The 24,899-nt window shown below is 70.8% G+C and carries 25 protein-coding genes and 1 pseudogene; 24 read left to right on the forward strand and 2 right to left on the reverse strand.

The window, feature by feature from the left end; all coding sequences use genetic code 11:
* The first annotated feature begins 34 nt into the window (after positions 1-34).
* Positions 35-1,261, forward strand: a complete 1,227-nt coding sequence (ftsY, locus tag ACFWWU_RS05455; RefSeq protein ID WP_384139265.1) for a signal recognition particle-docking protein FtsY — start codon at positions 35-37, stop codon at positions 1,259-1,261.
* 94 nt (positions 1,262-1,355) lie between these two features.
* Here ftsY and ACFWWU_RS05460 read toward each other — a convergent pair whose 3' ends face one another.
* Complete coding sequence (locus tag ACFWWU_RS05460) at positions 1,356-2,009, reverse strand: bifunctional DNA primase/polymerase (RefSeq protein ID WP_384139268.1); 654 nt, start codon at positions 2,007-2,009, stop codon at positions 1,356-1,358.
* Between the two features lie 428 nt (positions 2,010-2,437).
* Here ACFWWU_RS05460 and ACFWWU_RS05465 point away from each other — a divergent pair, with 428 nt between their 5' ends.
* The 6 genes from ACFWWU_RS05465 to ftsH all read left to right on the forward strand — a co-directional run bounded on the left by ACFWWU_RS05465 (position 2,438) and on the right by ftsH (position 12,262).
* The gene (locus ACFWWU_RS05465; RefSeq protein ID WP_384139585.1) at positions 2,438-3,913 is read left to right on the forward strand and encodes a hypothetical protein; all 1,476 of its coding nucleotides are present in this window, start codon (positions 2,438-2,440) and stop codon (positions 3,911-3,913) included.
* 343 nt (positions 3,914-4,256) lie between these two features.
* Positions 4,257-5,603: an ammonium transporter gene (locus tag ACFWWU_RS05470; RefSeq protein WP_317599546.1), complete on the forward strand. Its 1,347-nt coding sequence runs from the start codon at positions 4,257-4,259 to the stop codon at positions 5,601-5,603.
* The gene (locus tag ACFWWU_RS05475; RefSeq protein WP_015036464.1) at positions 5,600-5,938 is read left to right on the forward strand and encodes a P-II family nitrogen regulator; all 339 of its coding nucleotides are present in this window, start codon (positions 5,600-5,602) and stop codon (positions 5,936-5,938) included. Before ACFWWU_RS05470 ends, ACFWWU_RS05475 begins: the two co-directional genes overlap by 4 nt.
* Positions 5,939-5,958: 20 nt before the next feature.
* Positions 5,959-8,490, forward strand: coding sequence for a [protein-PII] uridylyltransferase (locus ACFWWU_RS05480; RefSeq protein WP_384139271.1), 2,532 nt, complete (start codon positions 5,959-5,961; stop codon positions 8,488-8,490).
* 120 nt (positions 8,491-8,610) lie between these two features.
* Positions 8,611-10,164, forward strand: a complete 1,554-nt coding sequence (ffh, locus tag ACFWWU_RS05485; protein ID WP_384139273.1) for a signal recognition particle protein — start codon at positions 8,611-8,613, stop codon at positions 10,162-10,164.
* A 133-nt stretch (positions 10,165-10,297) separates the two neighbouring features.
* Positions 10,298-12,262 carry an ATP-dependent zinc metalloprotease FtsH gene (gene ftsH / locus ACFWWU_RS05490; protein WP_384139276.1) on the forward strand — a complete coding sequence of 655 codons (1,965 nt, stop codon included), beginning with the start codon at positions 10,298-10,300 and terminating at the stop codon, positions 12,260-12,262.
* A 15-nt stretch (positions 12,263-12,277) separates the two neighbouring features.
* Here ftsH and ACFWWU_RS05495 read toward each other — a convergent pair whose 3' ends face one another.
* Positions 12,278-13,015 (reverse strand): methyltransferase domain-containing protein, encoded by a 738-nt coding sequence (locus ACFWWU_RS05495; RefSeq protein WP_384139278.1) that lies wholly within the window; start codon positions 13,013-13,015, stop codon positions 12,278-12,280.
* Between the two features lie 389 nt (positions 13,016-13,404).
* On the opposite strand from ACFWWU_RS05495, the gene ACFWWU_RS05500 reads away from it, so the two are divergent.
* The 17 genes and pseudogenes from ACFWWU_RS05500 to ACFWWU_RS05580 all read left to right on the forward strand — a co-directional run bounded on the left by ACFWWU_RS05500 (position 13,405) and on the right by ACFWWU_RS05580 (position 24,615).
* Positions 13,405-13,998, forward strand: coding sequence for a hypothetical protein (locus ACFWWU_RS05500; protein WP_024755886.1), 594 nt, complete (start codon positions 13,405-13,407; stop codon positions 13,996-13,998).
* 167 nt (positions 13,999-14,165) lie between these two features.
* On the forward strand, positions 14,166-14,609 hold the full coding sequence (gene rpsP / locus ACFWWU_RS05505) for a 30S ribosomal protein S16 (RefSeq protein ID WP_317602091.1): 444 nt from the start codon (positions 14,166-14,168) through the stop codon (positions 14,607-14,609).
* Positions 14,610-14,611: 2 nt separating this feature from the next.
* On the forward strand, positions 14,612-14,851 hold the full coding sequence (locus ACFWWU_RS05510) for an RNA-binding protein (RefSeq protein WP_030206382.1): 240 nt from the start codon (positions 14,612-14,614) through the stop codon (positions 14,849-14,851).
* Positions 14,852-14,967: 116 nt separating this feature from the next.
* Positions 14,968-15,534, forward strand: coding sequence for a ribosome maturation factor RimM (gene rimM / locus ACFWWU_RS05515; RefSeq protein WP_384139281.1), 567 nt, complete (start codon positions 14,968-14,970; stop codon positions 15,532-15,534).
* Positions 15,531-16,352 (forward strand): tRNA (guanosine(37)-N1)-methyltransferase TrmD, encoded by an 822-nt coding sequence (gene trmD / locus ACFWWU_RS05520; protein WP_384139283.1) that lies wholly within the window; start codon positions 15,531-15,533, stop codon positions 16,350-16,352. Before rimM ends, trmD begins: the two co-directional genes overlap by 4 nt.
* Before the next feature lie 127 nt (positions 16,353-16,479).
* On the forward strand, positions 16,480-16,830 hold the full coding sequence (gene rplS / locus ACFWWU_RS05525) for a 50S ribosomal protein L19 (RefSeq protein WP_384139286.1): 351 nt from the start codon (positions 16,480-16,482) through the stop codon (positions 16,828-16,830).
* 68 nt (positions 16,831-16,898) lie between these two features.
* Positions 16,899-17,660 (forward strand): signal peptidase I, encoded by a 762-nt coding sequence (gene lepB, locus ACFWWU_RS05530; RefSeq protein ID WP_384139289.1) that lies wholly within the window; start codon positions 16,899-16,901, stop codon positions 17,658-17,660.
* Positions 17,653-18,615, forward strand: coding sequence for a signal peptidase I (gene lepB / locus ACFWWU_RS05535; RefSeq protein WP_384139291.1), 963 nt, complete (start codon positions 17,653-17,655; stop codon positions 18,613-18,615). The genes lepB (ACFWWU_RS05530) and lepB (ACFWWU_RS05535) overlap by 8 nt, the downstream gene beginning before the upstream one ends.
* Before the next feature lie 10 nt (positions 18,616-18,625).
* The gene (gene lepB / locus ACFWWU_RS05540; protein WP_384139587.1) at positions 18,626-19,537 is read left to right on the forward strand and encodes a signal peptidase I; all 912 of its coding nucleotides are present in this window, start codon (positions 18,626-18,628) and stop codon (positions 19,535-19,537) included.
* Between the two features lie 53 nt (positions 19,538-19,590).
* Positions 19,591-20,391 (forward strand): signal peptidase I, encoded by an 801-nt coding sequence (gene lepB, locus ACFWWU_RS05545; RefSeq protein ID WP_384139294.1) that lies wholly within the window; start codon positions 19,591-19,593, stop codon positions 20,389-20,391.
* On the forward strand, positions 20,388-20,924 hold the full coding sequence (locus ACFWWU_RS05550) for an NUDIX hydrolase (RefSeq protein WP_384139296.1): 537 nt from the start codon (positions 20,388-20,390) through the stop codon (positions 20,922-20,924). Before lepB (ACFWWU_RS05545) ends, ACFWWU_RS05550 begins: the two co-directional genes overlap by 4 nt.
* Positions 20,925-20,979: 55 nt before the next feature.
* On the forward strand, positions 20,980-21,288 hold the full coding sequence (locus ACFWWU_RS05555) for a DUF2469 domain-containing protein (protein WP_005311352.1): 309 nt from the start codon (positions 20,980-20,982) through the stop codon (positions 21,286-21,288).
* A gap of 161 nt (positions 21,289-21,449) precedes the next feature.
* Positions 21,450-21,815 carry a YraN family protein gene (locus ACFWWU_RS05560; RefSeq protein WP_384139299.1) on the forward strand — a complete coding sequence of 122 codons (366 nt, stop codon included), beginning with the start codon at positions 21,450-21,452 and terminating at the stop codon, positions 21,813-21,815.
* Positions 21,815-22,805, forward strand: a pseudogene (locus ACFWWU_RS05565) (YifB family Mg chelatase-like AAA ATPase); the annotation flags it as partial. The gene ACFWWU_RS05560 and the pseudogene ACFWWU_RS05565, both read left to right, overlap by 1 nt.
* Positions 22,806-23,085: 280 nt before the next feature.
* Complete coding sequence (locus ACFWWU_RS05570) at positions 23,086-23,277, forward strand: hypothetical protein (protein ID WP_384139302.1); 192 nt, start codon at positions 23,086-23,088, stop codon at positions 23,275-23,277.
* A complete protein-coding gene (locus tag ACFWWU_RS05575; RefSeq protein WP_384139304.1) occupies positions 23,261-23,788 on the forward strand; it encodes a DUF6879 family protein in 528 nt (175 codons plus the stop codon). The genes ACFWWU_RS05570 and ACFWWU_RS05575 overlap by 17 nt, the downstream gene beginning before the upstream one ends.
* Positions 23,785-24,615 (forward strand): helix-turn-helix domain-containing protein, encoded by an 831-nt coding sequence (locus ACFWWU_RS05580; protein WP_384139307.1) that lies wholly within the window; start codon positions 23,785-23,787, stop codon positions 24,613-24,615. Before ACFWWU_RS05575 ends, ACFWWU_RS05580 begins: the two co-directional genes overlap by 4 nt.
* Positions 24,616-24,899 lie beyond the last annotated feature (284 nt).

Consider the following 24,899-nt stretch of genomic DNA (forward strand, 5'->3'; position numbering starts at 1 on the left):
CTTTGTGCCCCTCGTGGCCGATACTGAGTGGGTTATGGAACTCATCCTTGCTGTAGTCATCGCTCTGGTCGTCGCGGTCGCCGTGACGAGCGGGCTCGTGATCAGTGGCCGCAAGAAGAAGCAGCTGCCGCCGGCCGAGCCGCCGTCCACCACGCCGACCATCACCGCTCCGCCCGCCGAACCGCACGTCGGCGAGGAGGCGGAGACGCCGCGGGAGGAACCACGCCGCACGGTCGAGGAGGTCGAGCTCCCGACGGCCGATGAGGCCGTCGAGACGCCCGCCGCCCTCGAGGACCCCCTCGTCAGCGCGCCCCCGGCGCCCGCGATCGAGGTGCCCGAGCCGACCGCCGGCCGCCTCGTACGGCTCCGTGCCCGGCTCGCCCGCTCCCAGAACTCGCTCGGCAAGGGGCTCCTGACGCTCCTGTCCCGCGAGCACCTCGACGAGGACACCTGGGAGGAGATCGAGGAGACCCTCCTCACGGCCGACGTCGGTGTCGCCCCGACGCAGGAGCTCGTCGAGCGGCTGCGCGAGCGGGTCAGGGTGCTCGGCACCCGCACGCCCGACGAGCTGCGCGGCCTGCTCCGCGAGGAGCTGATCGCCCTCCTCGGCCCCGACCTCGACCGCACGGTGCACACCGAGAGCCCCGCCGACGTGCCGGGCGTGGTCATGGTCGTCGGCGTCAACGGCACCGGCAAGACCACCACCACCGGCAAGCTGGCCCGCGTCCTGGTCGCCGACGGCAAGACCGTCGTCCTCGGCGCCGCCGACACCTTCCGTGCCGCCGCCGCCGACCAGCTCCAGACCTGGGGCGAGCGCGTCGGCGCCCGCACCGTGCGCGGGCCCGAGGGCGGCGACCCGGCGTCGATCGCCTTCGACGCGGTCAAGGAGGGCATCGCCGAGGGCGCCGACGTCGTCCTCATCGACACCGCCGGCCGCCTCCACACCAAGACCGGCCTCATGGACGAGCTCGGCAAGGTCAAGCGCGTCGTCGAGAAGCACGGCCCGCTCGACGAGATCCTCCTCGTCCTCGACGCCACCACCGGCCAGAACGGCCTCATCCAGGCCCGCGTCTTCGCCGAGGTCGTCGACATCACCGGCATCGTCCTGACCAAGCTCGACGGCACCGCCAAGGGCGGCATCGTCGTCGCCGTCCAGCGCGAGCTGGGCGTCCCGGTCAAGCTGATCGGCCTGGGCGAGGGCCCGGACGACCTGGCCCCGTTCGAGCCGGGCGCCTTCGTCGACGCCCTGATCGGCGACTGACCGCCGTACGAGAACACGCGTGAGGGCCCCCGCCACGAACCGGCGGGGGCCCTCACGTGCGTACGGCCGGCTCTACGGCCGGCTCTACGGGCGGCTAGAAGTGCGTCCGGTGACAGATGTACGCCAGCGTCCCGAGCAGCAGCCGCGCCTCCGGCGGCGCGCCCGCCGTGTCCAGCGTCGGCGGCCGGAGCCAGCGCACCGGCCCGAGCCCGCCCAGATCCGACGGGGGAGCGGTGATGTGGGCGCCGGGCCCCAGACAGTGCAGGTCCAGATCGGCGTCGTCCCAGCCCATCCGGTACAGCAGCCGCGGCAGCTCGGCCGCCGCGCCCGGCGCCACGAAGAACCGCGCCCGGCCGGTCGGGGTCGCGCACACCGGGCCCAGCGGCAGCCCCATGCGCTCCAGCCGGACGAGCGCCCGGCGGCCCGCCGCCTCCGCGACCTCGATGACGTCGAAGGCCCGGCCCACGGGAAGCATCAGCGCCGCGCCCGGGTACTCCGCCCACGCCTTCGTCGCGTCGTCGAGACCGGCGCCCGCCGGCACGGGTCCGGCGAAGGAGAGCGGATGCGCCCCCGGAGCCGTACACGCCGGATCCCCGCAGGAGCACCGGCCGGAGGCCGCGCGTGCCCCGGGGACCACGTCCCAGCCCCACAGTCCTGTGTACTCGGCCACCGCTGTGCACTCCGTGGTGCGCACGCGGCGGCGCGAGCCGGACCGCATCTCACGAATGCCGCCGATCGTGAAGCCCATGCCCCCTCCAACGGGTCGAACGCGCCGGTGGTTACGACCCGGAGCTTCGTCGTCACCTTTGGTCACGGTCCGTCGCCGTTTGTGGCGTGCGGTCGTGGGCGGGGTGGTGCGGTCCGTCGCGCGCGCCTCTCCGCGCATCCGTCCGCCGACTCCGGGTTCGTCGCATGTCAAGTGAATCGCGTCCGACGCGTGGCGAGTTCATTCGAAGGGGTGGCGAATGGTGGCGTTTCTTGAATCGCCCTCACGGGAGGGGTGATCGTAGGATTACTTTCGGTACTCGAACCCCGGGGCCGCTTGCGCGCACGGGTATGCCGGAGGCAACCCGGTTTCCCGTCCGAAGGAGTGAGAACCCCGGACGAGCGGCCGTGCGAGGCGGCATTCTGATAGGGGTTCGCATGACAGGTGATCAGGTGGATGGGGGCGTTCCAGTGGGCGGCAACGGCGCAGACGGTACGACTGCCGGCAAGCGCCCGAACGAGCAGCTGGGCTCGTGGTTCGTGCGCAGCGGCTGGTCCAAGGGCGAACTGGCGCGGCAAGTCAACCGCAGGGCGCGCCAGATGGGCGCGCACCACATCTCCACGGACACCTCGCGGGTCCGCCGCTGGCTCGACGGCGAGCAGCCCCGCGAGCCCATCCCGCGGATCCTCTCCGAGCTGTTCTCCGAGCGCTTCGGCTCCGTCGTCGCCGTCGAGGACCTCGGCCTGCGCACCGCCCACCAGTCCCCGTCCGTCTCCGGAGTGGACCTGCCCTGGGCGGGGCCCCAGACGGTCGCCCTGCTCAGCGAGTTCTCCCGCAGCGACCTCATGCTCGCCCGGCGCGGCTTCCTCGGCTCCTCGCTCTCGCTCGCCGCGGGACCCGCCCTCATCGAGCCGATGCAGCGCTGGCTCGTCCCGACCCCGGTCACCGAGATCGAGCGCCCCGAGTCCCTCGCCGACGGCCGCCGCCCCAACCGGCTCTCCGACATCGAGCTCGACCTCCTCGAATCCACCACCGCCATGTTCCGCAAGTGGGACGCCCAGTGCGGCGGGGGACTGCGCCGCAAGGCCGTCGTCGGACAGCTCCACGAGGTCACCGACCTCCTCCAGGAGCCCCAGCCCACCGCGACCGCCAAGCGCCTCTTCACCTGCGCCGCCGAACTCGCCGAGCTCGCCGGCTGGATGAGCTACGACGTGGGCCTCCAGCCCACCGCCCAGAAGTACTTCGTGCTCGCGCTGCACGCCGCCAAGGAGGCCGGGGACAAGCCCCTCGGCTCGTACATCCTGTCCTCCATGAGCCGCCAGATGATCCACCTCGGCCGGCCCGACGACGCCCTCGAACTCATCCACCTCGCCCAGTACGGCAGTCGTGACTGCGCCACCGCCCGCACCCAGGCCATGCTGTATGCGATGGAGGCCCGCGCCTACGCCAACATGGGCCAGCCCTCCAAGTGCAAGCGGGCCGTCCGGATGGCCGAGGACACCTTCGCCGACGTCGGTCTCGACGGCGAGCCCGAGCCCGACTGGATCGGCTTCTTCTCCGAGGCCGAACTCAACGGCGAGAACTCCCACTCCTACCGCGACCTCGCCTATGTCGCGGGCCGCTCACCGACGTACGCGTCCCTCGCCGAGCCCATCATGGAGCGGGCCGTCGAGCTCTTCGAGAAGGACCCCGACCACCAGCGGTCGTACGCGCTCAACCTGATCGGCATGGCCACCGTCCACCTCCTCAAGCGCGAGCCCGAGCAGTCCGTCGTCCTCGCCGAGAAGGCTCTCGGCGTCGCCCGCAGCATCCGCTCCGAGCGCGTCAACACCCGGCTCCGCAAGACCGTCGACCACGCCGCCCGCAACTACAGCGACGTCGCCGACGTCGTCCAGCTCACCGACCGGCTCACCCAGCTCCTGCCCGAGGCCGCCGAAGCGGTCTGACCCCTCCCACGGCCGCTCCCGCGGCCCCTCCCACGGCCGCTCCCGCCACCAGGCGGCCCTCCAGACCCCGGCCGCGCCGGACGTCCCGTACTGCCCGACTCGGCTCCCCCGCCGCAAGGTCACACGGACGCCAGGCGCGGCCGGCTCGTTACATGCCCGTGACCCGGCCGTTCACGGCCGCGTAACACGCCCGACCCCTTCGTCACCGGTGCGAAACATCGTGCGGCATCGGCGGAAACCGCGCTGCGCGAATCTCTGGCGCATAACCGGCCACGCCCCTCGCGGCCGACCGCTCTCTCCGGCCCCGCCCCGCACAGGCCGTACCGACGACGAGGAGACGCCGATGGCACCAGCCATCACGACCCTGGCCGCAGACGCCCCCGAGCTGTCTGCCGCCAACACCGGGTTCATGCTCATCTGCTCCGCCCTGGTCATGCTGATGACCCCGGCTCTCGCCTTCTTCTACGGAGGCATGGTCCGCGTCAAGTCCACCCTCAACATGCTGATGATGAGCTTCATCAGCCTCGGGATCGTCACGATCCTCTGGGTGCTCTACGGCTTCAGCCTCGCCTTCGGCACCGACTCCGGATCGATCATCGGCTGGTCGTCCGAGTACGTCGGCCTCAGCGGCATCGGCGTCACCGAGCTCTGGGACGGCTACACCATCCCGGTGTACGTCTTCGCCGTCTTCCAGCTGATGTTCGCGATCCTCACGCCAGCCCTGATCAGCGGCGCCCTCGCCGACCGCGTCAAGTTCACCGCCTGGGCCCTCTTCATCACCCTTTGGGTCACCGTCGTCTACTTCCCCGTCGCCCACTGGGTCTGGGGCTCCGGCGGCTGGCTCTTCGAGATGGGCGTCATCGACTTCGCGGGCGGCACCGCCGTCCACATCAACGCCGGTGCCGCGGCCCTCGGCGTGATCCTCGTCATCGGCAAGCGCGTCGGCTTCAAGAAGGACCCGATGCGCCCGCACAGCCTCCCGCTGGTCATGCTGGGCGCCGGTCTCCTCTGGTTCGGCTGGTTCGGCTTCAACGCCGGCTCCTGGCTCGGCAACGACGACGGCGTCGGCGCCGTGATGTTCGTCAACACCCAGGTGGCCACCGCCGCCGCCATGCTCGCCTGGCTCGCGTACGAGAAGATCCGCCACGGCTCCTTCACCACCCTCGGTGCCGCCTCGGGCGCCGTCGCCGGCCTCGTCGCCATCACCCCGGCGGGCGGCGCCGTCAGCCCGCTCGGCGCGATCGCCGTCGGCGCCATCGCCGGTCTCCTCTGCGCCATGGCCGTCGGCCTCAAGTACAAGTTCGGCTACGACGACTCCCTCGACGTCATCGGCGTCCACCTCGTCGGCGGCGTCATCGGCTCCCTGCTCGTCGGCTTCTTCGCCACCGGCGGCGTCCAGTCCGACGCCAAGGGCCTCTTCTACGGCGGCGGCCTCGACCAGCTCGGCAAGCAGGCCGTCGGAGTCTTCGCCGTCCTCGCCTACTCTCTGATCGCCTCCGCGGTCCTCGCCCTGATCATCGACAAGACGATGGGGATGCGGGTCAGCGAGGACGACGAGGTCTCCGGCATCGACCAGGTCGAGCACGCCGAGACCGCGTACGACTTCAGCGGAGCCGGCGGCGGCGCGTCCTCGCGCTCCACCGCCGCCCCCGCCCCGGCCGTCACGGAGAACAAGAAGGTGGACGCATGAAGCTCATCACCGCGGTCGTCAAGCCGCACCGGCTCGACGAGATCAAGGAGGCCCTCCAGGCCTTCGGCGTCCACGGCCTCACCGTCACCGAGGCCAGCGGATACGGACGCCAGCGCGGCCACACCGAGGTCTACCGGGGCGCCGAGTACACCGTCGACCTCGTCCCCAAGATCCGCATCGAGGTCCTCGTCGAGGACGAGGACGCCGAACAGCTCATCGACGTCGTCGTGAAGGCCGCCCGAACCGGCAAGATCGGAGACGGCAAGGTGTGGAGCGTGCCGGTCGAGACCGCCGTACGGGTCCGCACCGGCGAACGCGGTCCGGACGCACTGTAAGCACACGAAGGAGCCGCCGGGTGACGAGCCTCGAAGCGCGTACGCAGAACGAAGATTCGGGACCCGGCGGTTACGCGGCGGCCCGGCTGCTCCTCCTCCACGAGAAGGAGCGGTCCGGGCCGCCGCGCCGTGCCGCCCTCGCCCGGCTCACCGACGACTGGCTGGCCGCGCTCTTCGCCGCCGCCGCACCACCCCGCGGGACCGCCCTCGTCGCCGTCGGCGGCTACGGGCGCGCCGAACTCTCCCCCCGCAGCGACCTCGACCTCCTCCTGCTCCACGACGGCAGCGCCGACAAGGCCGCCGTCGCCGCCCTCGCCGACCGGATCTGGTACCCCGTCTGGGACCTGGGCATGGCCCTCGACCACTCCGTCCGCACCCCCGCCGAGGCCCGCACCACCGCCGGCGAGGACCTCAAGGTCCAGCTCGGCCTCCTCGACGCCCGGCACGTCGCGGGGGACGCCGGCCTCGTCGCCGCCCTCCGCACCACCGTCCTCGCCGACTGGCGCAACCAGGCACCCAAACGCCTCCCCGAACTCGACGCGCTCTGCCGCGAGCGCGCCGACCGCATGGGGGAGCTCCAGTTCCTCCTCGAACCCGACCTCAAGGAGGCGCGGGGCGGACTGCGCGACGCCCAGGTGCTCCGCGCGGTCGCCGCCTCCTGGCTCGCCGACGCCCCCCGCGAAGGCCTCGACGCCGCCCGCCGCCGCCTCCTCGACGCCCGCGACGCCCTGCACCTCGCGACCGGCCGGGCCACCGACCGGCTCGCCCTCCAGGAACAGGACGCCGTCGCCCGGGAACTCGGCCTCCTCGACGCCGACACCCTGCTCCGCGAGGTGTACGAGGCCGCGCGGATCATCTCGTACGCCACCGACGTCACCTGGCGCGAGGTCAACCGTGTCCTCAAGGCACGCTCGGCACGGCCCCGGCTGCGCGCCCTCCTCGGCGGACGCGTCGGCGGCGCGAAGGCCGGAGGCAGGACCGCCGCCGGCAGGACCGGCGGCGCGCGGGTGGGCGGCGCGAAGGCGCCCATCGAGCGCACGCCCCTCGCCGAGGGCGTCGTCGAGATGGACGGCGAGGTCGTCCTCGCCCTCACCGCCAAACCCGAACGCGACCCCGTCCTCCCGCTGCGGGCCGCCGCGGCCGCCGCCCAGTCCGGCCTGCCGATCTCCCTGCACGCCGTACGCCGCCTCGCGTCCGCCGCCGGACCCCTGCCCGTGCCGTGGCCCGCCGAGGCCCGCGAGGAGCTCGTCACGCTCCTCGGCGCGGGGGAGGCGACCGTGCCCGTCTGGGAGGCCCTGGAGGCCGAAGGGTTGATCACCCGGCTGCTCCCCGACTGGGAGCGCGTGCGGTGCCGCCCCCAGCGCAACCCCGTCCACACCTGGACCGTCGACCGGCACCTCGTCGAGACCGCCGTCCGCGCCGCCTCCCTCACCCGCCGCGTCGGCCGCCCCGACCTCCTCCTCGTCGCCGCGCTCCTCCACGACATCGGCAAGGGATGGCCCGGCGACCACTCCGTCGCCGGCGAGACCATCGCCCGCGACCTCGCCACCCGCATCGGCTTCGACCGCACCGACACCGGCATCGTCGCCACCGCCGTCCGCCACCACCTGCTGCTCGTCGAGACGGCCACCCGGCGCGACCTCGACGACCCCGCCACCGTCCGGTCCGTCGCCGACGCCGTCGGCACCCTCGGCACGCTGGAACTGCTGCACGCCCTCACCGAGGCCGACGCCCTCGCCACCGGCCCCGCCGCCTGGTCCTCCTGGCGCGCGTCGCTCGTCGCCGACCTGGTCAAACGGGTCGCCGGCGTCCTCGCGGGCGAGCCCCTCCTCGACCCCGAGGCCGCCGCGCCCAGCGCCGAACAGGAACGCCTCGCGATGGAGGCCCTGCGCACCGGCGAACCCGTCCTCACCCTCCACGCCCGGACCGAGCAGCCGGTCGAGCCCGAAGCCGCCGAAGCCGTCGGCACCCCCGAACCCGTCGGCGTCGAACTCCTCATCGCCCTGCCCGAACAGCCCGGCGTCCTTCCCGCCGTCGCCGGCGTCCTCGCCCTCCACCGGCTCACCGTCCGCGCCGCCGACCTCCGCGCCGTCGAACTCCCCACCGGGACCGGCGCCGGCGCCGGAGCCGTTCTCGTACTGGACTGGCGCGTCGCCGCCGAGTACGGCTCCCTGCCCGAGGCCGCCCGCCTCCGCGCCGACCTCGTCCGCGCCCTCGACGGCTCCCTCGACATCCCCGCCCGCCTCGCCGAACGCGAGGCCGCCTACCCGCGCCGGCGCGGCCTCACCGCCCCGCCGCCCCGCGTCACCGTCGCCGCCGCCCACTCCCGGCTCGCCACCGTCATCGAGGTCCGCGCCCAGGACGCCCCCGGCCTCCTCCACCGCATCGGCCGCGCCCTGGAGGGCGCCGAGGTCCGCGTCCGCAGCGCCCACGTCTCCACCCTGGGCGCGAACGCCGTCGACACCCTGTACGTGACCCGCCCGGACGGCTCCCTCCTCCCCGACGAGGAGGCCGTGGACCTGGCCCGCGCACTGGAGTCGGCGCTGCGCTGACCCCCTGGACCGACCCGCCGCCGCCCACCGGATCCGGTGGGCGGGGGCACATCCTCCGAGCGGCCCGATACCCTGGAGGGCAATCCGACCGCCCCCGACACCTGAGGATCCGCGACCGCCGTGTTCGATACCCTCTCCGACCGCCTTGCAGCGACCTTCAAGAACCTCCGCGGCAAGGGCCGTCTGTCCGAGGCGGACATCGACGCCACCGCGCGCGAGATCCGTATCGCGCTGCTCGAAGCGGATGTCGCCCTGCCGGTCGTCCGGTCCTTCATCAAGCAGGTCAAGGAGCGCGCCCTCGGGCTCGAGGTCTCGCAGGCCCTGAACCCGGCCCAGCAGGTCATCAAGATCGTCAACGAGGAGCTCATCGCCATCCTCGGTGGCGAGACCCGGCGCCTGCGGTTCGCGAAGACCGCGCCGACCGTGATCATGCTCGCCGGTCTCCAGGGTGCCGGTAAGACCACCCTCGCCGGAAAGCTCGGCGTCTGGCTCAAGAGCCAGGGCCACTCCCCGCTGCTCGTCGCCTGCGACCTCCAGCGCCCCAACGCCGTCACTCAGCTCGGCGTCGTCGCCGAGCGTGCGGGCGTGGCCTTCTACGGCCCCCAGCCGGGCAACGGCGTCGGCGACCCGGTCCAGGTGGCGAAGGACTCCATCGAGTTCGCGCGGACCAAGATGTACGACGTCGTCATCGTCGACACCGCCGGCCGCCTCGGCATCGACCAGGAGCTGATGCAGCAGGCCGCGGACATCCGCGACGCGGTCTCGCCCGACGAGGTCCTCTTCGTCGTCGACGCCATGATCGGTCAGGACGCGGTCAACACCGCCGAGGCCTTCCGTGACGGCGTCGGCTTCGACGGCGTGGTGCTCTCCAAGCTCGACGGCGACGCCCGCGGTGGTGCCGCGCTCTCCATCGCGCACGTCACCGGCAAGCAGATCATGTTCGCCTCCAACGGCGAGAAGCTCGACGACTTCGACGCGTTCCACCCGGACCGCATGGCGTCGCGCATCCTCGGCATGGGCGACATGCTCTCCCTCATCGAGAAGGCCCAGCAGACCTTCGACGAGGACGAGGCCGCCAAGATGGCCTCGAAGCTCGCGTCGAAGAAGGGTCAGGACTTCACGCTCGACGACTTCCTGGCGCAGATGGAGCAGGTCCGCAAGATGGGCTCCATCTCGAAGCTGCTCGGCATGCTGCCCGGCATGGGCCAGATGAAGGAGCAGATCGCCAACATCGACGAGCGGGACGTCGACCGCACGGCCGCCATCATCAAGTCGATGACCCCGGCCGAGCGCCACGACCCGACCATCATCAACGGCTCCCGCCGCGCCCGTATCGCCAAGGGCTCGGGCGTCGAGGTCAGCGCGGTGAAGGGGCTGGTCGAGCGGTTCTTCGAGGCCCGCAAGATGATGTCCCGCATGGCCCAGGGCGGCGGCATGCCGGGGATGCCCGGCATGCCCGGCATGGGTGGCGGCCCCGGCCGGCAGAAGAAGCAGATCAAGCAGGCCAAGGGCAAGCGCAAGAGCGGCAACCCGATGAAGCGGAAGGCCGAGGAGCAGGCCGAGGCCGAGCGCCGCGAGCAGGCGCAGCAGGGCGGCGCCTTCGGCCTCCCGGCGGCGGGCCAGAGCCCGAAGGACTTCGAGCTCCCGGACGAGTTCAAGAAGTTCATGGGCTGAGCGAAGCCATGAGAGGGGCCTCGGGCGGTACGAAACCGCCCGGGGCCCCTTTTTCACTCCTCCGGCCCGCCCGTGATGCCGGGTTCGCCCTGCGCTTCGATACTGGGGCCACTGCCGCCCCGAGGAGAGTCACGTGGCCGACCCCGTACCCCCGCGCGACCGGACCGATCATCCCTGGCGCTCGGAAGGGGCCCCGCCGCCTCCGCCGGCGAAGAGGAAGATGCCGGGCGGCTGGGGCGGGCTCATCCTCACCGCACTCGTCGTGTACCTGCTCGCCAACATCGTCCTGTCGTTCTTCAACGAGGGCGACGGGCCGACGATCTCGTACACCGAGTTCGACAAGCAGGTCGCCGCCGGGAACGTCACGAAGATCTACTCCAAGGGCGACGCGATCCAGGGCCAGCTGAAGGCCGAGCAGCCCGTCCCCGACGGCGAGGGCGACTACACCAAGTTCACGACCCAGCGGCCCGCCTTCGCCGACGACGACCTGTGGGCGCAGCTGACCAAGCAGAACGTCACCGTCACCGCCGAACCGGTCGTCAAGGAACGCAGCTTCCTCGCCAACCTCCTCATCTCGCTCGCCCCGATGCTGCTGCTCGTCGTGCTGTGGGTGTTCATCGCCCGCCGGATGAGCGGCATGGGCGGCGCGGGCGGCATGCTCGGCCGCAAGACCCCGCCCAAGCCCGTCGAACTGGAGGGCGGCAAGCGCACCACGTTCGCGGACGTCGCCGGCATCGACGAGGTCGAGGGCGAGCTCAATGACGTCGTCGACTTCCTGAAGAACCCCGACGCCTACCGCGAGATGGGCGCCAAGATGCCCCGCGGCGTCCTCCTCGCCGGCCCTCCCGGCACCGGCAAGACCCTCCTCGCCCGGGCCGTCGCCGGCGAGGCCGGAGTGCCCTTCTTCTCCGCCTCCGCCTCCGAGTTCATCGAGATGATCGTGGGCGTGGGCGCCTCCCGGGTACGGGAACTCTTCGCCGAGGCCCGCAAGGTCGCCCCGGCGATCATCTTCATCGACGAGATCGACACCATCGGCCGCGCCCGGGGCGGCGGCTCGGGCATGGGCGGCCACGACGAGCGCGAGCAGACGCTCAATCAGATCCTCACCGAGATGGACGGATTCACCGGCTCCGAGGGCGTCATCGTCCTCGCCGCCACCAACCGCGCCGACGTCCTCGACCCCGCCCTCACCCGGCCGGGCCGCTTCGACCGGATCGTCCACGTCAACCCGCCCGACCGGGGCGGACGCGAGGCCATCCTGAAGATCCACACCCGGGAGATCCCCCTCGCCAAGGACGTCGACCTGGAGCACGTGGCCAAGACGACCCCGGGCATGACCGGCGCCGAACTCGCCAACCTCGCCAACGAGGCCGCCCTCCTCGCGGTCAAGCGCGACCAGAAGGCCGTCACCCGGTCAGACCTCTCCGACGCCCTGGAGAAGGTCCAGCTCGGCGCCGAACGGCCCCTGGTGATGCCGGAGGAGGAGCGGCGCCGTACCGCGTACCACGAGAGCGGGCACGCCCTGCTCGGCATGCTCCAGCCCGGCGCCGACCCGGTCCGCAAGATCACCATCGTGCCGCGCGGCCGGGCCCTCGGCGTCACCCTGTCGACCCCCGACGCCGACAGGTACGCCTACACGGAGGAGTACCTGCGCGGCCGGATCATCGGCGCCCTCGGCGGCATGGCGGCCGAGCAGGTCGTCTTCGGGGTCGTCACGACCGGCGCGGAGAGCGACCTGGAGCAGGTCACCAACATCGCCCGGGGCATGGTCGGCCGCTGGGGCATGAGCGAGCGCGTCGGCCGCCTCACCGCCATCCCGAGCGACGCCCAGCAGGCGTACGGCCTCTCCGCCGCCCCCGCGACCCTCGACACCGTCGACGCCGAGATGCGCCGGATCGTCGACGAGTGCTACGAGCGCGCCGTACGGCAACTCCGTGACCACCGCCCCCAGCTGGACGCCCTGGCCGCGGCCCTCCTCGCGAACGAGACCCTGGAGGAGGACGCGGCCTACCGCGCGGCCGGCGTCACCCGCGCCGGGAAGGAGAGCGTGTCCGGCGCCGGGCAGGAGGACGTGCCCGGCGCAGGGCAGGAGGCCTGACTCCGCCGCGAGGCCTCACCGCACGTGGGCGAGCACGTACCGGAAGACGTTCGGCATCCACACCGTCCCGTCCGCCCGGACGTACGGGGCCAGCGCCTCCTCGATCTCCTTCTCCACCTGCGAGAGCTCGGTCGCCCGCACGGCCTCGTCGAACGCGCCCGTCGACAGCAGCCCGCGCACGGCACTGGCCCCGTCCGCGTACCCGAAGGGGCAGGCGACCCGCCCCGAACCGGCCGGCCGGAGCCCCATCGCCGCCACCAGACCGTCCAGGTCGGCCCGCACCGACGGCGCCCGGTCCGCGAGCCGGTCCGCGACCCGCAGCACCGGCTCCGTGGCGCACCGCTCCGGAGGCCCCCACCCCGCGAGGACGACCACCGCGTCCGATTGCGCCATACGGGTGAGCGCCGTGAGCTCGGGGAGCAGCCCGGCCGTCGCGTGGAAGGCCGTGATCACGTCGTACGGGCCGTCGCCCGCCGGCACCTCCGCCGCTTCCTCCGCGACCGTCACGTCCTCCGGGAGACGCTCCCTGGCCAGCTCCACGCGCGCGTGGTCCCGGTCCACGCCGGCCACCCGCGCGCCCCGCGCCGCCGCCATCAGCAGGGCCAGGCCGGTGCCCGAGCCGAGGCCGAGCAGCCGGGACCGCGCACCCACGCCGACGCGGTCGTACACCGCCTCGTAGAGCGGGACGAGCATGCGTTCCTGGATCTCGGCCCAGTCACGCGCGGGGTGGTGCGGGACGAGCGTAGGTGTCATGGAAAGAGCCCCAATCCGTTCCTGGACGACAGCCCCCCGTAGTCAGGGAACTGCGCAACACCGGCCGCGTCCAGTGCTCGCGCCGCACCGATTCACTCGGGGGAGGGGCGGTGCGCGCCCGCGCACGCCGACCCGGTAATGTCCCTGCAACGCTTCCCGCCCCCGTCCCAGGACGCTTCGGGAGCCCCTCGCGGGGGCGCGCGCACCACGGCCACGCGCCGGGGCGTATGCGTCACTACGCACCGGCTTGACGCTCCCTGCGCGGCTTCTCCGCAGATCGGCGCACTGGCCCTCGTCAGGACGCATCAATGGCAACTGACGGGTAAGTGCAAAATATTTGGGATGCCCCGGAATGGAACCCGGGGGCCCATCGGCTCGTTGTACACGACGTGAGCACGACACCACCTGTTCTCGCCGCAGAGCTGGCACAGGCGTGGGCCGACATTCAGCGGCACCACCCCGAGCTGCCCGATCTAGCCGCGCCCGAGTCCCTGATCGGAGAGTCCTCGTCCGCCTGCGGCGCCGAGCTCTCCTTCGAGCGACTGCTCCACGAGGCAGTCCACGGCATCGCCGCCGCCCGGGGGGTCCGCGACACCTCCCGCGCCGGCCGCTACCACAACCGCAGATTCCTCGCGATCGCCGAGGAGATGGGGCTCGACCACCCCGAGGAGCCACACGCGAGCAGCGGCTTCTCCCTGGTCACGCTCAACCCGGAGGCGCGGCGACGTTACCGCCCCACCATCGAGCGCCTCCAGCGGGCCCTCAAGGCCCACACCGTCGCGACCGCGGCCGACACGAAGCGCTCCTTCAGAGGACCGGCCGCCCGGCACGGCTCCTCAGGCGGCGGCGTCCGCGTCAAGGCCGTCTGCGACTGCGGGCGGAACGTCCGCGTGGTGCCGTCCGTGCTGGCCCAGGCCCCGATCGTCTGCGGCGGCTGCGGCAAACCCTTCCGCATCCCGGAGACGGTCGGCGCCGCCAGCTGACCGACGAGGCACCCCCTCGGCGTGTGGCACAATGGACAGCTGTACTCGACAGTCGCATAGGACCCCTCTCTCCTCCGGCTGACGCGTCCATCGGGCATCCGAGTACCGCAACCCCACGTGGCATCTCAAAGTGCCCAACCACGTCAAGACCAGGAGACACCACTCCAGTGGCAGTCAAGATCAAGCTCAAGCGCCTCGGTAAGATCCGCCAGCCGCACTACCGCATCGTCGTCGCCGACTCGCGCACCCGCCGCGACGGTCGTGCGATCGAGGAGATCGGCCTCTACCACCCGACGTACAACCCGTCGCGTATCGAGGTCGACTCCGAGCGTGCGCAGTACTGGCTGTCCGTCGGCGCCCAGCCGACCGAGCCCGTCCTCGCCATCCTGAAGCTCACGGGCGACTGGCAGAAGGCCAAGGGCCTCCCGGCCCCCGAGAAGGCCCTGCTCGTCCCCGCGACGAAGGAGGCGAAGCGCGCCTCGTTCGACGAGTTCGCGAAGACCCTCGAGTCCGGCGACGACAAGGGTGAGGCCATCACCCAGAAGGCCAAGAAGGCCGACAAGAAGGCTGACGAGGCCGAGGCCGCGTCGACCGAGTCGACCGAGGCCTGAGCATGCTCGAGGAGGCTCTCGAGCACCTCGTGAAGGGCATCGTCGACAACCCCGACGATGTGCAGGTCGCCTCGCGCAACCTGCGCCGTGGCCGCGTGCTGGAGGTCCGGGTACACCCCGAAGACCTCGGCAAGGTGATCGGCCGCAACGGCCGCACCGCGCGTGCGCTGCGTACCGTCGTGGGCGCCATCGGCGGCCGTGGGATCCGAGTCGACCTCGTCGACGTGGACCAGGTCCGCTGAACAAGTCGGCCGCATCGGTTGAATGATGTGCCGGCACGGGCCGGGGAGGGCTTACGCCCACCCCGGCCCGTTGTCGTTTGTGTCGTACGAGCTGTGTGACAGGAGAGTGTGGAGCAGTGCAGTTGGTAGTCGCGCGGATCGGCCGCGCCCACGGCATCAAGGGCGAGGTCACCGTCGAGGTGCGGACCGACGAGCCCGAGCTCAGGCTCGGCCCCGGAGCCGTCCTGCTGACCGACCCGGCCGCCGCCGGGCCGCTGACCATCGAGTCCGGCAAGGTCCACAGCGGCAAGCTGTTGCTGCGCTTCGAGGGCGTCCGCGACCGCAACGCCGCCGAGGCCCTGCGCAACACCCTCCTCATCGCCGAGATCGACCCCGAGGAGATGCCGGAGGAGGAGGACGAGTACTACGACCACCAGCTCATGGACCTCGACGTCGTCCTCGCCGACGGCACCGAGATCGGCCGGATCACCGAGATCTCCCACCTGCCGTCCCAGGACCTCTTCATCGTCGAGCGGCCCGACGGCACCGAGCTGATGATCCCCTTCGTGTCGTCGATCGTCACCGAGATCGACCTGGAGGAGCAGCGGGCCGTCATCGACCCGCCGCCCGGCCTGATCGACGACCGCGCCGTGATCGTCTCCTCCCGCGATGAGTCCGAGGAGTCCGAGGAGGAAGGGGAATGAGGCTCGACGTCGTCACGATCTTCCCCGAGTACCTCGAACCGCTGAACGTCTCCCTCGTGGGCAAGGCGCGCGCGCGGGGCCAGCTCGACGTCCACGTCCACCACCTGCGCGACTGGACCTACGACCGGCACAACACGGTCGACGACACCCCGTACGGCGGCGGCCCCGGCATGGTCATGAAGACCGAGCCCTGGGGCGACGCGCTCGACGAGACGCTCGCCGACGGCTACGAGGCCGGCGCCCACGGCCCGGTCCTCGTCGTCCCGACCCCCAGCGGCCGGCCCTTCACCCAGGAACTGGCCGTCGAGCTCTCCGAGCGGCCCTGGCTGATCTTCACGCCGGCCCGTTACGAGGGCATCGACCGCCGCGTCATGGACGAGTACGCGACCCGGATGCCCGTCTACGAGGTCTCCATCGGCGACTACGTCCTCGCCGGCGGAGAGGCCGCCGTCCTCGTCGTCACCGAGGCCGTGGCCCGTCTGCTGCCCGGCGTCCTCGGCAACGCCGAGTCCCACCGCGACGACTCCTTCGCCCCCGGCGCCATGGCCAACCTCCTGGAGGGGCCCGTCTACACGAAGCCCCCAGAGTGGCGCGGCCGGGGCATCCCCGACGTCCTGCTCAGCGGGCACCACGGGAAGATCGCGCGCTGGCGGCGGGACGAGGCCTTCCGGCGTACCGTCGCGAACCGGCCCGACCTCATCGAGCGCTGTGATCCGACCGCCTTCGACAAGAAGGACCGCGAGATCCTCTCGATGATGGGGTGGGCGCCCGAGCCCGGTGGCCGATTTTGGCGCAGGCTCCCCGACGTGGAAGAATAGGCCGCTGTCGTCCGTCCGGCGCGCGCCCCTGCCACAGGGGGAACGACGCCCGCCTGGGACGCACGGCACCCCAGACATCCGAACGTACCGCTGATGACCTGTGGCATCAGCGAGGAAAGAGACCTCCATGGCCTCCCTGCTCGACCAGGTCAACGCGGGTTCCATCCGCTCCGACCTCCCCGCCTTCCGCGCCGGTGACACCGTGAACGTCCACGTGCGCGTCATCGAAGGCAACCGCTCCCGTATCCAGCAGTTCAAGGGCGTCGTCATCCGCCGCCAGGGCGCGGGCGTCAGCGAGTCCTTCACGGTCCGCAAGGTCTCGTTCTCCGTCGGCGTCGAGCGCACCTTCCCGGTGAACAGCCCGATCTTCGAGAAGATCGAGCTCGTCTCCCGCGGTGACGTCCGTCGCGCCAAGCTCTACTACCTGCGTGAGCTGCGCGGCAAGGCTGCCAAGATCAAGGAGAAGCGCGACCGCTGAGCCCCGGCTCACCGCTCACGCGACGCTTGAGGTCCTCGCACAGACGGGCCGGATAGGCTCTGTCCCCGATGGACACCGAAGCACAGCACACGGAGCGCGACCCCTCCACCGACATGGAGGACGGGTCGCGCTCCGCGCGCGTTTCCTGGCGGCGTACGGGCTTCCTCGGCGTCGCCTGCGTGCTCTTCCTGCTGCTCCTGAGCCACTTCGTGATCCAGCCGTTCCTGATCCCCAGCAGCTCCATGGAGCCGACGCTCCGGATCGGCGACCGGATCCTCGTGAACAAGCTGGCGTACCGTTTCGGCAGCGAGCCGCGCCGGGGCGACGTCGTCGTCTTCGACGGCACCGGCTCCTTCGTACGGGAGGATCTCGACGGCAATCCGGTCAGCGGGCTCCTGCACGACGCCGCGGCCGCCCTCGGGTTCGCGGAACCCGACGAGACCGACTTCGTGAAGCGGGTCGTCGGCGTCGGCGGCGACCGGGTGGTCTGCTGCGACAAGGACGGGCGGCTCACCGTCAACGGCGTCCCCGTCGAGGAGCGGTACGTGATGCTCGGCGACCAGCCGTCCAGGGTCCCCTTCGACATCGTCGTCCCCGAGGGCAAGCTCTGGGTGATGGGGGACCACCGGAGCCAGTCCAGCGACTCCCGCGACCACCTCGGCAGCCCTGGCGGCGGCATGGTCCCCGTCGACAAGGTCGTCGGACGCGCCGACTGGATCGCCTGGCCCTTCGACCGCTGGTCCACCGTGCCCGGGACGGGCGCCTTCGACGCCGTACCGGCTCCCACCGCGGCGGCCGGCGGGCACGGCACGGGCCGCCCCCATGGGTAGCCGCGGCCGACCGCCGGGCGGGCCCGCCCGGGGCACCGCACACGGACCCGCCCACGCCCCCGGCCCCGCGCCACTGCCGGGACGGGCCGAGCGGCGCAGACTCGCCCGCAAGGTCAAGCGCCGCCGACAGCGCTCCGCGATCCGCGAGATCCCGATCCTCGTCACCGTCGCCGTGCTCATCGCGCTCGTCCTCAAGACGTTCCTGGTCCAGGCGTTCGTCATCCCCTCCGGCTCCATGGAACAGACGATCCGCATCGACGACCGGGTCCTCGTCGACAAGCTCACCCCCTGGTTCGGCTCCCGGCCCCAGCGCGGCGACGTCGTCGTCTTCAAGGATCCCGGCAACTGGCTCCAGAAGGAGGCCGCGCCGGCCTCCGAGGACCCGATCGGCATCAAGCAGGTCAAGCAGGCCCTGACCTTCATCGGACTGCTGCCCTCGGCCGACGACCGCGACCTCATCAAGAGGGTCGTCGCCGTCGGAGGCGACACCGTCCGCTGCTGCGACAAGGACGGGCGGCTCACCGTCAACGGCGTCCCCCTGGACGAGCCGTACCTGCACCCCGGGAACAAGCCGTCCACGATCCCCTTCGAGGTGAAGGTCCCGGAAGGCCGGATCTTCGTCCTCGGCGACCACCGCTCCAACTCGGCGGACTCCCGCTACCACCTCGACGAGAAGGACCACGGCACCGTCTCCGAGGAGCAGGTCGTGGGGCGCGCCGTCGTGATCGCCTGGCCGGTCGGGAACTGGCGGAGCCTGGAGGAGCGGGAGACCTTCGCCGCCGTACCGGACGGGCGTGCGAGTTCCGAGCCCGCGCTCGGTCTGTCGCATAGTGTGTCCCCGCGCAATCTGAACGGATTGCCCGGGCTCCCGACCCCTGCGGAACTTCTGCTCGTTATGGGAGTGGTGGGCCTGTCCCTGTTCCGGGGCAGGCGATCGCACGGAGTGAGGAGTTGATGTGGGGGATTTGGCCGTCGGCGCACGATCCGGACACGATGAGCCCGAGAAGAGGGCCGACGAGGCCATCGGCGGCGACGTGACGGGTGACGATGTGACGGATGACGAGCGGGCGCACGACGACGACGGCGAGGCGTCGGGAAGGTCGGGCAGGAGCCCGAAGAAGCCCCGTTCCTTCTGGAAGGAACTGCCCCTCCTCATCGGCATCGCCCTGGTGCTCGCGCTCCTGATCAAGACCTTCCTGGTGCAGGCGTTCTCGATTCCCTCGGAATCGATGATGAACACCCTCCAGCGCGGTGACCGCGTCCTCGTCGACAAGCTCACCCCGTGGTTCGGTTCCGAGCCGGAGCGGGGCGAGGTCGTCGTCTTCCACGACCCGGGCGGCTGGCTGGAAGGCCAGACCACACCCGAACCGAACGTCGTCCAGAAGTTCCTCAGCTTCATCGGCCTCATGCCGTCCGCCGAGGAGAAGGACCTCATCAAGCGGGTCATCGCGGTCGGCGGCGACACGGTCTCCTGCAAGGAGGGCGGCAAGGTCGTCCTCAACGGCAAGACCCTGGACGAGAGCGCGTACCTCTACCCCGGCTCCGTGCCCTGCCAGGACTCCTTCGGCCCGGTCAAGGTCCCCGAGGGCCGTATCTGGGTCATGGGCGACAACCGGCAGAACTCGCTGGACTCCCGCTTCCACCAGCAGCTCCCCGGCGCCGGCACCGTCGCGAACGACCTGGTCGTGGGCCGTGCCGTCGTGATCGCCTGGCCCGTCACCCGCTGGGCCACCCTCCCGGTGCCCGACGTCTTCGACCAGCCCGGCCTCGACCAGGCCGTGGCCGCCGCCCCGCTGGGCGCGGCCGGTCTGGCCGGAGCGCTCCCGCTGGTGCTGTGGCGCCGGAAGAAGCGCGCGGCAGGGCATACCGCCGAGTAGTGACCCGCGGGTAGATTGCCGTCCCGGACCGTCGACAGACCTCTGGGGTGCGCATGAGCGGAAACAGAAAAGCAGTGGGCGGCCACGGCCGCCTCGGCAGCGTGCTGTCGGGGCTGACCGTGGCCGTCGGCTGTGTGCTCTTCCTCGGGGGCTTCGTCTGGGGAGCGCTGGTCTACCGGCCGTACACCGTCCCCACCGACTCCATGACCCCCACCATCGCCGTCGGCTCGCGGGTCCTCGCCGAGCGCATCGACGGCGACGAGGTGCGGCGCGGTGACGTCGTCGTCTTCGCCGACGCGCTGTGGGGCTCCTCCCCGATGGTCAAGCGGGTCGTCGCCGTCGGCGGCGACACCGTCGCCTGCTGCGACCGGGACGGCAGGCTCACCGTCAACGGCCAGGCCGTCGACGAGCCCTATCTGCGCCCCGGGCCGGGCGGCGAGGTCGTCGCGTCGGGCCAGGAGTTCTCCGTGACCGTTCCCGAAGGGAACCTCTTCCTCCTCGGCGACGACCGCCACACCTCGCTCGACTCCCGCTCGCACATGGAGGAGGCCGGACAGGGGTCCGTACCCCGCTCCTCGATCGTCGCCAGGGTCGACGCCGTCGCCTGGCCCGCCGAGGGCCTCCTGACGCCCGCGACGGGCTTCGCCGCCCTGCCCGGCGGGATCTCGACACCGGGGCCCTTCACGGCCCTCTTCGCCGCGATCGCGGCCGGGTGCGTACTGATCCTGGCGGGGGCCGCGTACGGGCCGGTGGCGCGACTCCTGACGCGGCGGCCGGGCGGGACGGGCTCCGGGACACGAACCGGGGCGGGTTCCGGTGCGCGGCCCGGGGCGGGAGAGAAGGTGGGGTCATGACGGATCCTGCTCCCTCCGCCGAGCCGAGGCCCGCCGAGCCGAGGCCCGCCGTGCGACAGGTGGCGAGGGTGGTTCTCCTCGACCCCGACGACCGCATCTTGCTCATGCACGGGTACGAACCGGACGACCCGGCCGACACCTGGTGGTTCACCCCCGGCGGAGGCCTGGAAGGCGACGAGACCCGGGCGGAGGCCGCGCTGCGCGAACTCGCCGAGGAGACCGGCATCACCGACGCCGAGCTCGGACCGGTCCTGTGGCAGCGGTACTGCTCCTTCCCCTTCGACGGGCGCCGCTGGGACCAGGACGAGTGGTACTACCTGGCCCGCGTCCCCCGGTCCGGTACCGAACCCCGTCCCCAGGCCCTCACGGAGCTGGAGACCCGCAGCCTCGCGGGCCTCAGATGGTGGACCTCCGCCGAACTGTCGGCGGCCCGTGAGACGGTGTACCCGACCAGACTCGCCGAGCTGCTGCGCACGCTGCTCGACGAGGGACCTCCGAGTGCACCGGTGGTCCTCGCCCCGGAAATCGTCTAGGGGTGCGGCCCGCTGGCGCACAATAGGTGGACGCACGGCTGAAGGGGAACATGCCATGAGCGCCGAGGACCTCGAGAAGTACGAGACCGAGATGGAGCTGAAGCTCTACCGGGAGTACCGCGACGTCGTCGGGCTGTTCAAATATGTGATCGAGACCGAGCGACGTTTCTATCTCACCAACGACTACGAGATGCAGGTGCACTCGGTGCAAGGTGAGGTTTTCTTCGAGGTCAGCATGGCTGACGCCTGGGTCTGGGACATGTACAGGCCGGCCAGGTTCGTCAAGCAGGTCCGCGTCCTCACCTTCAAGGACGTGAACATCGAGGAGCTCAACAAGAGCGACCTCGAACTCCCCGGCAGCTGACGCTCTCCTGCACCATCCTGAACGACCCCTGAGCCACCCCTGAGCCACCGCTCCTGAATCACCCTCAGGGGTGAGCGAGTTCTCCACAGTGCCCCGGCCCTCCACAGGCCCGCACGCGGTCCGGTCCACTCCGTCACAGTCGGTGACGGAGGTGGTACCGCATGAACAGGACCCAAGCCCTCGGACGGTACGGAGAAGAGCTGGCTACCCGCCGGCTCACCGCGACCGGCATGCACATCCTCGCCCGCAATTGGCGCTGCGGCCGGGCCGGAGAGATCGACATCGTCGCCCGAGACGGCGACACCCTCGTCATCTGCGAGGTCAAGACCCGCCGCCACGGTGCCTACGAACATCCGATGGCCGCCGTGACCCCGACCAAGGTCGAGCGTCTCCGCCGCCTCGCCGCCTGCTGGCTCGACCGCAGCGGCACCCCCGCCCCCACGGGCGGCGTCCGCATCGACCTCGTCGGCATCGTCCTCCCCCGCAAGGGCGCCCCCGTCCTCACCCACGCCCAGGGGGTGGCCTGATGGGATTCGCCCGCACCTGCTCCGTCGCCCTCGTCGGCGTCGAAGGCGTCGTCGTCGAGGTCCAGGCCGACCTCGAACCCGGCGTCGCCGCCTTCACCCTCGTCGGCCTCCCCGACAAGAGCCTCAGTGAGAGCCGCGACCGCGTTCGCGCCGCCGTCGTCAACTCCGGCGCCGAATGGCCCCAGAAGAAACTCACCGTCGGACTCAGCCCCGCGTCCGTCCCCAAGAGCGGCAGCGGCTTCGACCTGGCCGTCGCGGCCGCCGTACTCGGCGCCGCCGAGCGGATCGACCCCCGCACCATCGCCGACCTCGTCCTCATCGGCGAACTCGGACTCGACGGACGCGTCCGCCCCGTCCGAGGCGTCCTGCCCGCCGTCCTCGCCGCAGCCGACGCCGGATACCGCCAGGTCGTCGTCCCCGAACAGACCGCCGGCGAAGCCGCACTCGTCCCCGGCGTCTCCGTCCTCGGCGTCCGGACCCTCCGCCAGCTGATCGCCGTCCTCACCGACGAACCCGTCCCCGACGAGGAACCCACCGAGGAAGGACGACCCGACGCCATGCTCGCCGGGCTCCTCGTCCCCGGCGCCGGCATCGGCACCGGACTCGCCGCCGACCCCACCGAAGGACCCGACCTCGCCGACGTCGCCGGCCAGCACCGGGCCCGCCACGCCCTGGAGATCGCCGCCGCCGGCAGCCACCACCTCCTGCTCTCCGGCCCTCCGGGCGCGGGGAAGACCATGCTCGCCGAGCGACTCCCCGGCATCCTCCCGCCCCTCACCCGGCAGGAATCCCTCGAAGTCACCGCCGTCCACTCCGTGGCCGGCATCCTCCCGCCCGGCGAACCCCTCGTCCGCCGCGCCCCCTACTGCGCGCCCCACCACTCCGCCACCATGCAGTCCCTCGTCGGCGGCGGCAACGGCCTCCCCAGGCCAGGCGCCGTCTCCCTGGCACACCGCGGCATTCTCTTTCTGGACGAAGCGAGGGAGGCGGACTTACGCCGTGCCGGACAGTACCCCATCGGCGGGGGAGGCGTAGGGCCAGAGCCCCACAGCGCGGCTCAGAGGCCGCACAGCGGCCCATCTCTGTGCGCTAGGCCTTCCGCCACGCTCGGCGGGAGATCGGCCAGCACGGGCCCGTTCACCCGTGCTCCTGCGGGCGGTGCCCGTCAGCACTGCCGTCCGGTTTCCAGTAACGGAAACTCGAACCCCTTGTGCCTCCCGGTGGGGGCCGCGAGCATCGGACGCGACACCCGATGACGAGGGGGCAGGCTGTGAAGCTGACACGACTGGTAGGCGAGTGCGACGAGGGCGAGTGTCCGACCATCTACGCAACGGACCGGGGAACGCTGGCCATCCAGGGGGACAAGGTGGCTGACCACGGGCTGGAGATTCCAGCTCACGAAACCCTGGTGGAAATCCCCATCGAGCTCATCCGAAAGGCCATTCGTGACAACCTCATCTAAGACGCTGGGGGATTGGTTCAAGGACTTCGGTCGGGAAGCGTTCCGGCTGGAGACGCTGGACGATTACAGCAAGTCGGGTGGTGTTGATGCCTACCACGCATTCCTCGCCGGCGAACCGCAGCCGGAGGATTACAAGACGGCTGGATGGATGACGACGGTCGGGGACGCAGTCCAATCGGGAAAGCGCATCTACCGCGTCCACATCCTCGCCCGTCCCCTGACGGATTACCTGCGGTTCGAACTCTCCTGGGGTTACCGTCGAAACATGGCGGCCGGGGAAGAGTTTTTCATCCTGGATACGACCAGCCAGGAGAACCCGATTCAGGATGCCCCGGACTTCTGGCTCTTCGATGACCGGGTTGTCGGAGCCATGAATTATGACGGAGAGGGAAAGTACCTGGGCGTCGAGTTCTTCGGAGAAGACCAGCTGTCTAGGTTCTTGGCGTACAGGGACACGGCAATGACTCAGGCCGTGCCGTTCTCTGAATGGTGGGCGAAGTACGGCGAGTGAACAAGTCCAGCCTTGGGTCAGCGCTGCGGGAACTGCGGGAGTCTTCCGGACTGGAAGCGAAAGCGGTTGCCCGTGGCGCTGCCATGTCTCGTTCCAAGCTTTCCAAGATTGAGAACGGGAACGCAGCTCCGAGCGTTACGGACGTCGACTGCATCCTCACGGCTATAGGCGTATCCGATGGGGTTAAGGCCGAGTACATGGCTGCCGCCAGAGAGGCGGCCACTGAGGTCACGGCGTGGCGCCTTATTCGACGTCTGGGGTACAGCAGGAAACAGCAACAGGTACAGGCGATCGAATCGCAGATGACCCTGTTGCGCCTGTTCCAACCCTCGCTAATTCCCGGTCTGCTCCAGACTCCCGAGTACGTGCGGGCGGTTTTCGCTCGAAAGAACTTGGCGGAAGCGCAGCTGGAGCGGACCATCGGTGCGAGACTGGCGAGACAAAGCGTCTTGTACTCGGAAGGTAAGAAGTTCCGCTTCATCATTACGGAATCAGTTCTCCGATGGCGGATTCTTCCACCCTTGGTAATGGTGGGGCAGCTCGATCGATTGATTTCCGCATCACGGCTGCCCAATGTGGATATCCGAATCGTCGCACTGTGCACCCCGCAGGTGGATTTTCCGGGTCACTCGTTCTCTATTAAGGACGACCGGACGGTAACCATTGAGACGGTTCATGCGGAGACGGTAGTGACTGACCCCCGAGACGTTGCCCTGTATGTATCCAAGTTCGAAGGATTCGGCGGGACTGCTCTTGTCGATGACGACATGAGGGCCCTGATCGAAGGCATCCGAGACGAGCTTTTGCGTGAACAGGAAACCGGCTAGGCGAGCCGGCGTATGTGGAGTTGGCTGCTTCCAGCGGATCACCGAAGCCGGGGAGGCGTAAGCCGTGAAAATGCTGACGACCATGGATGGACCTGTTCACCTCTCGCTTCCCTCTGTCCCTCCTAAGCCGGTCAAGGGCTGCGGTGTCTGCGACTCCTTGCGAAAGCAGAAGGCGGCGGCGGTTGCGGAGGGGGACTTGTCGGCTGCGACGGATGCCGATGTGGAGATCCGGAACCACCCGCACGGCGGGCGCTCGGCGCGATGACTCGTGCGGCCTTGCGGTT

It is taken from the genome of Streptomyces sp. NPDC058650 (assembly GCF_042717315.1).
In the GTDB taxonomy this organism is placed as follows: Bacteria; Actinomycetota; Actinomycetes; order Streptomycetales; family Streptomycetaceae; genus Streptomyces.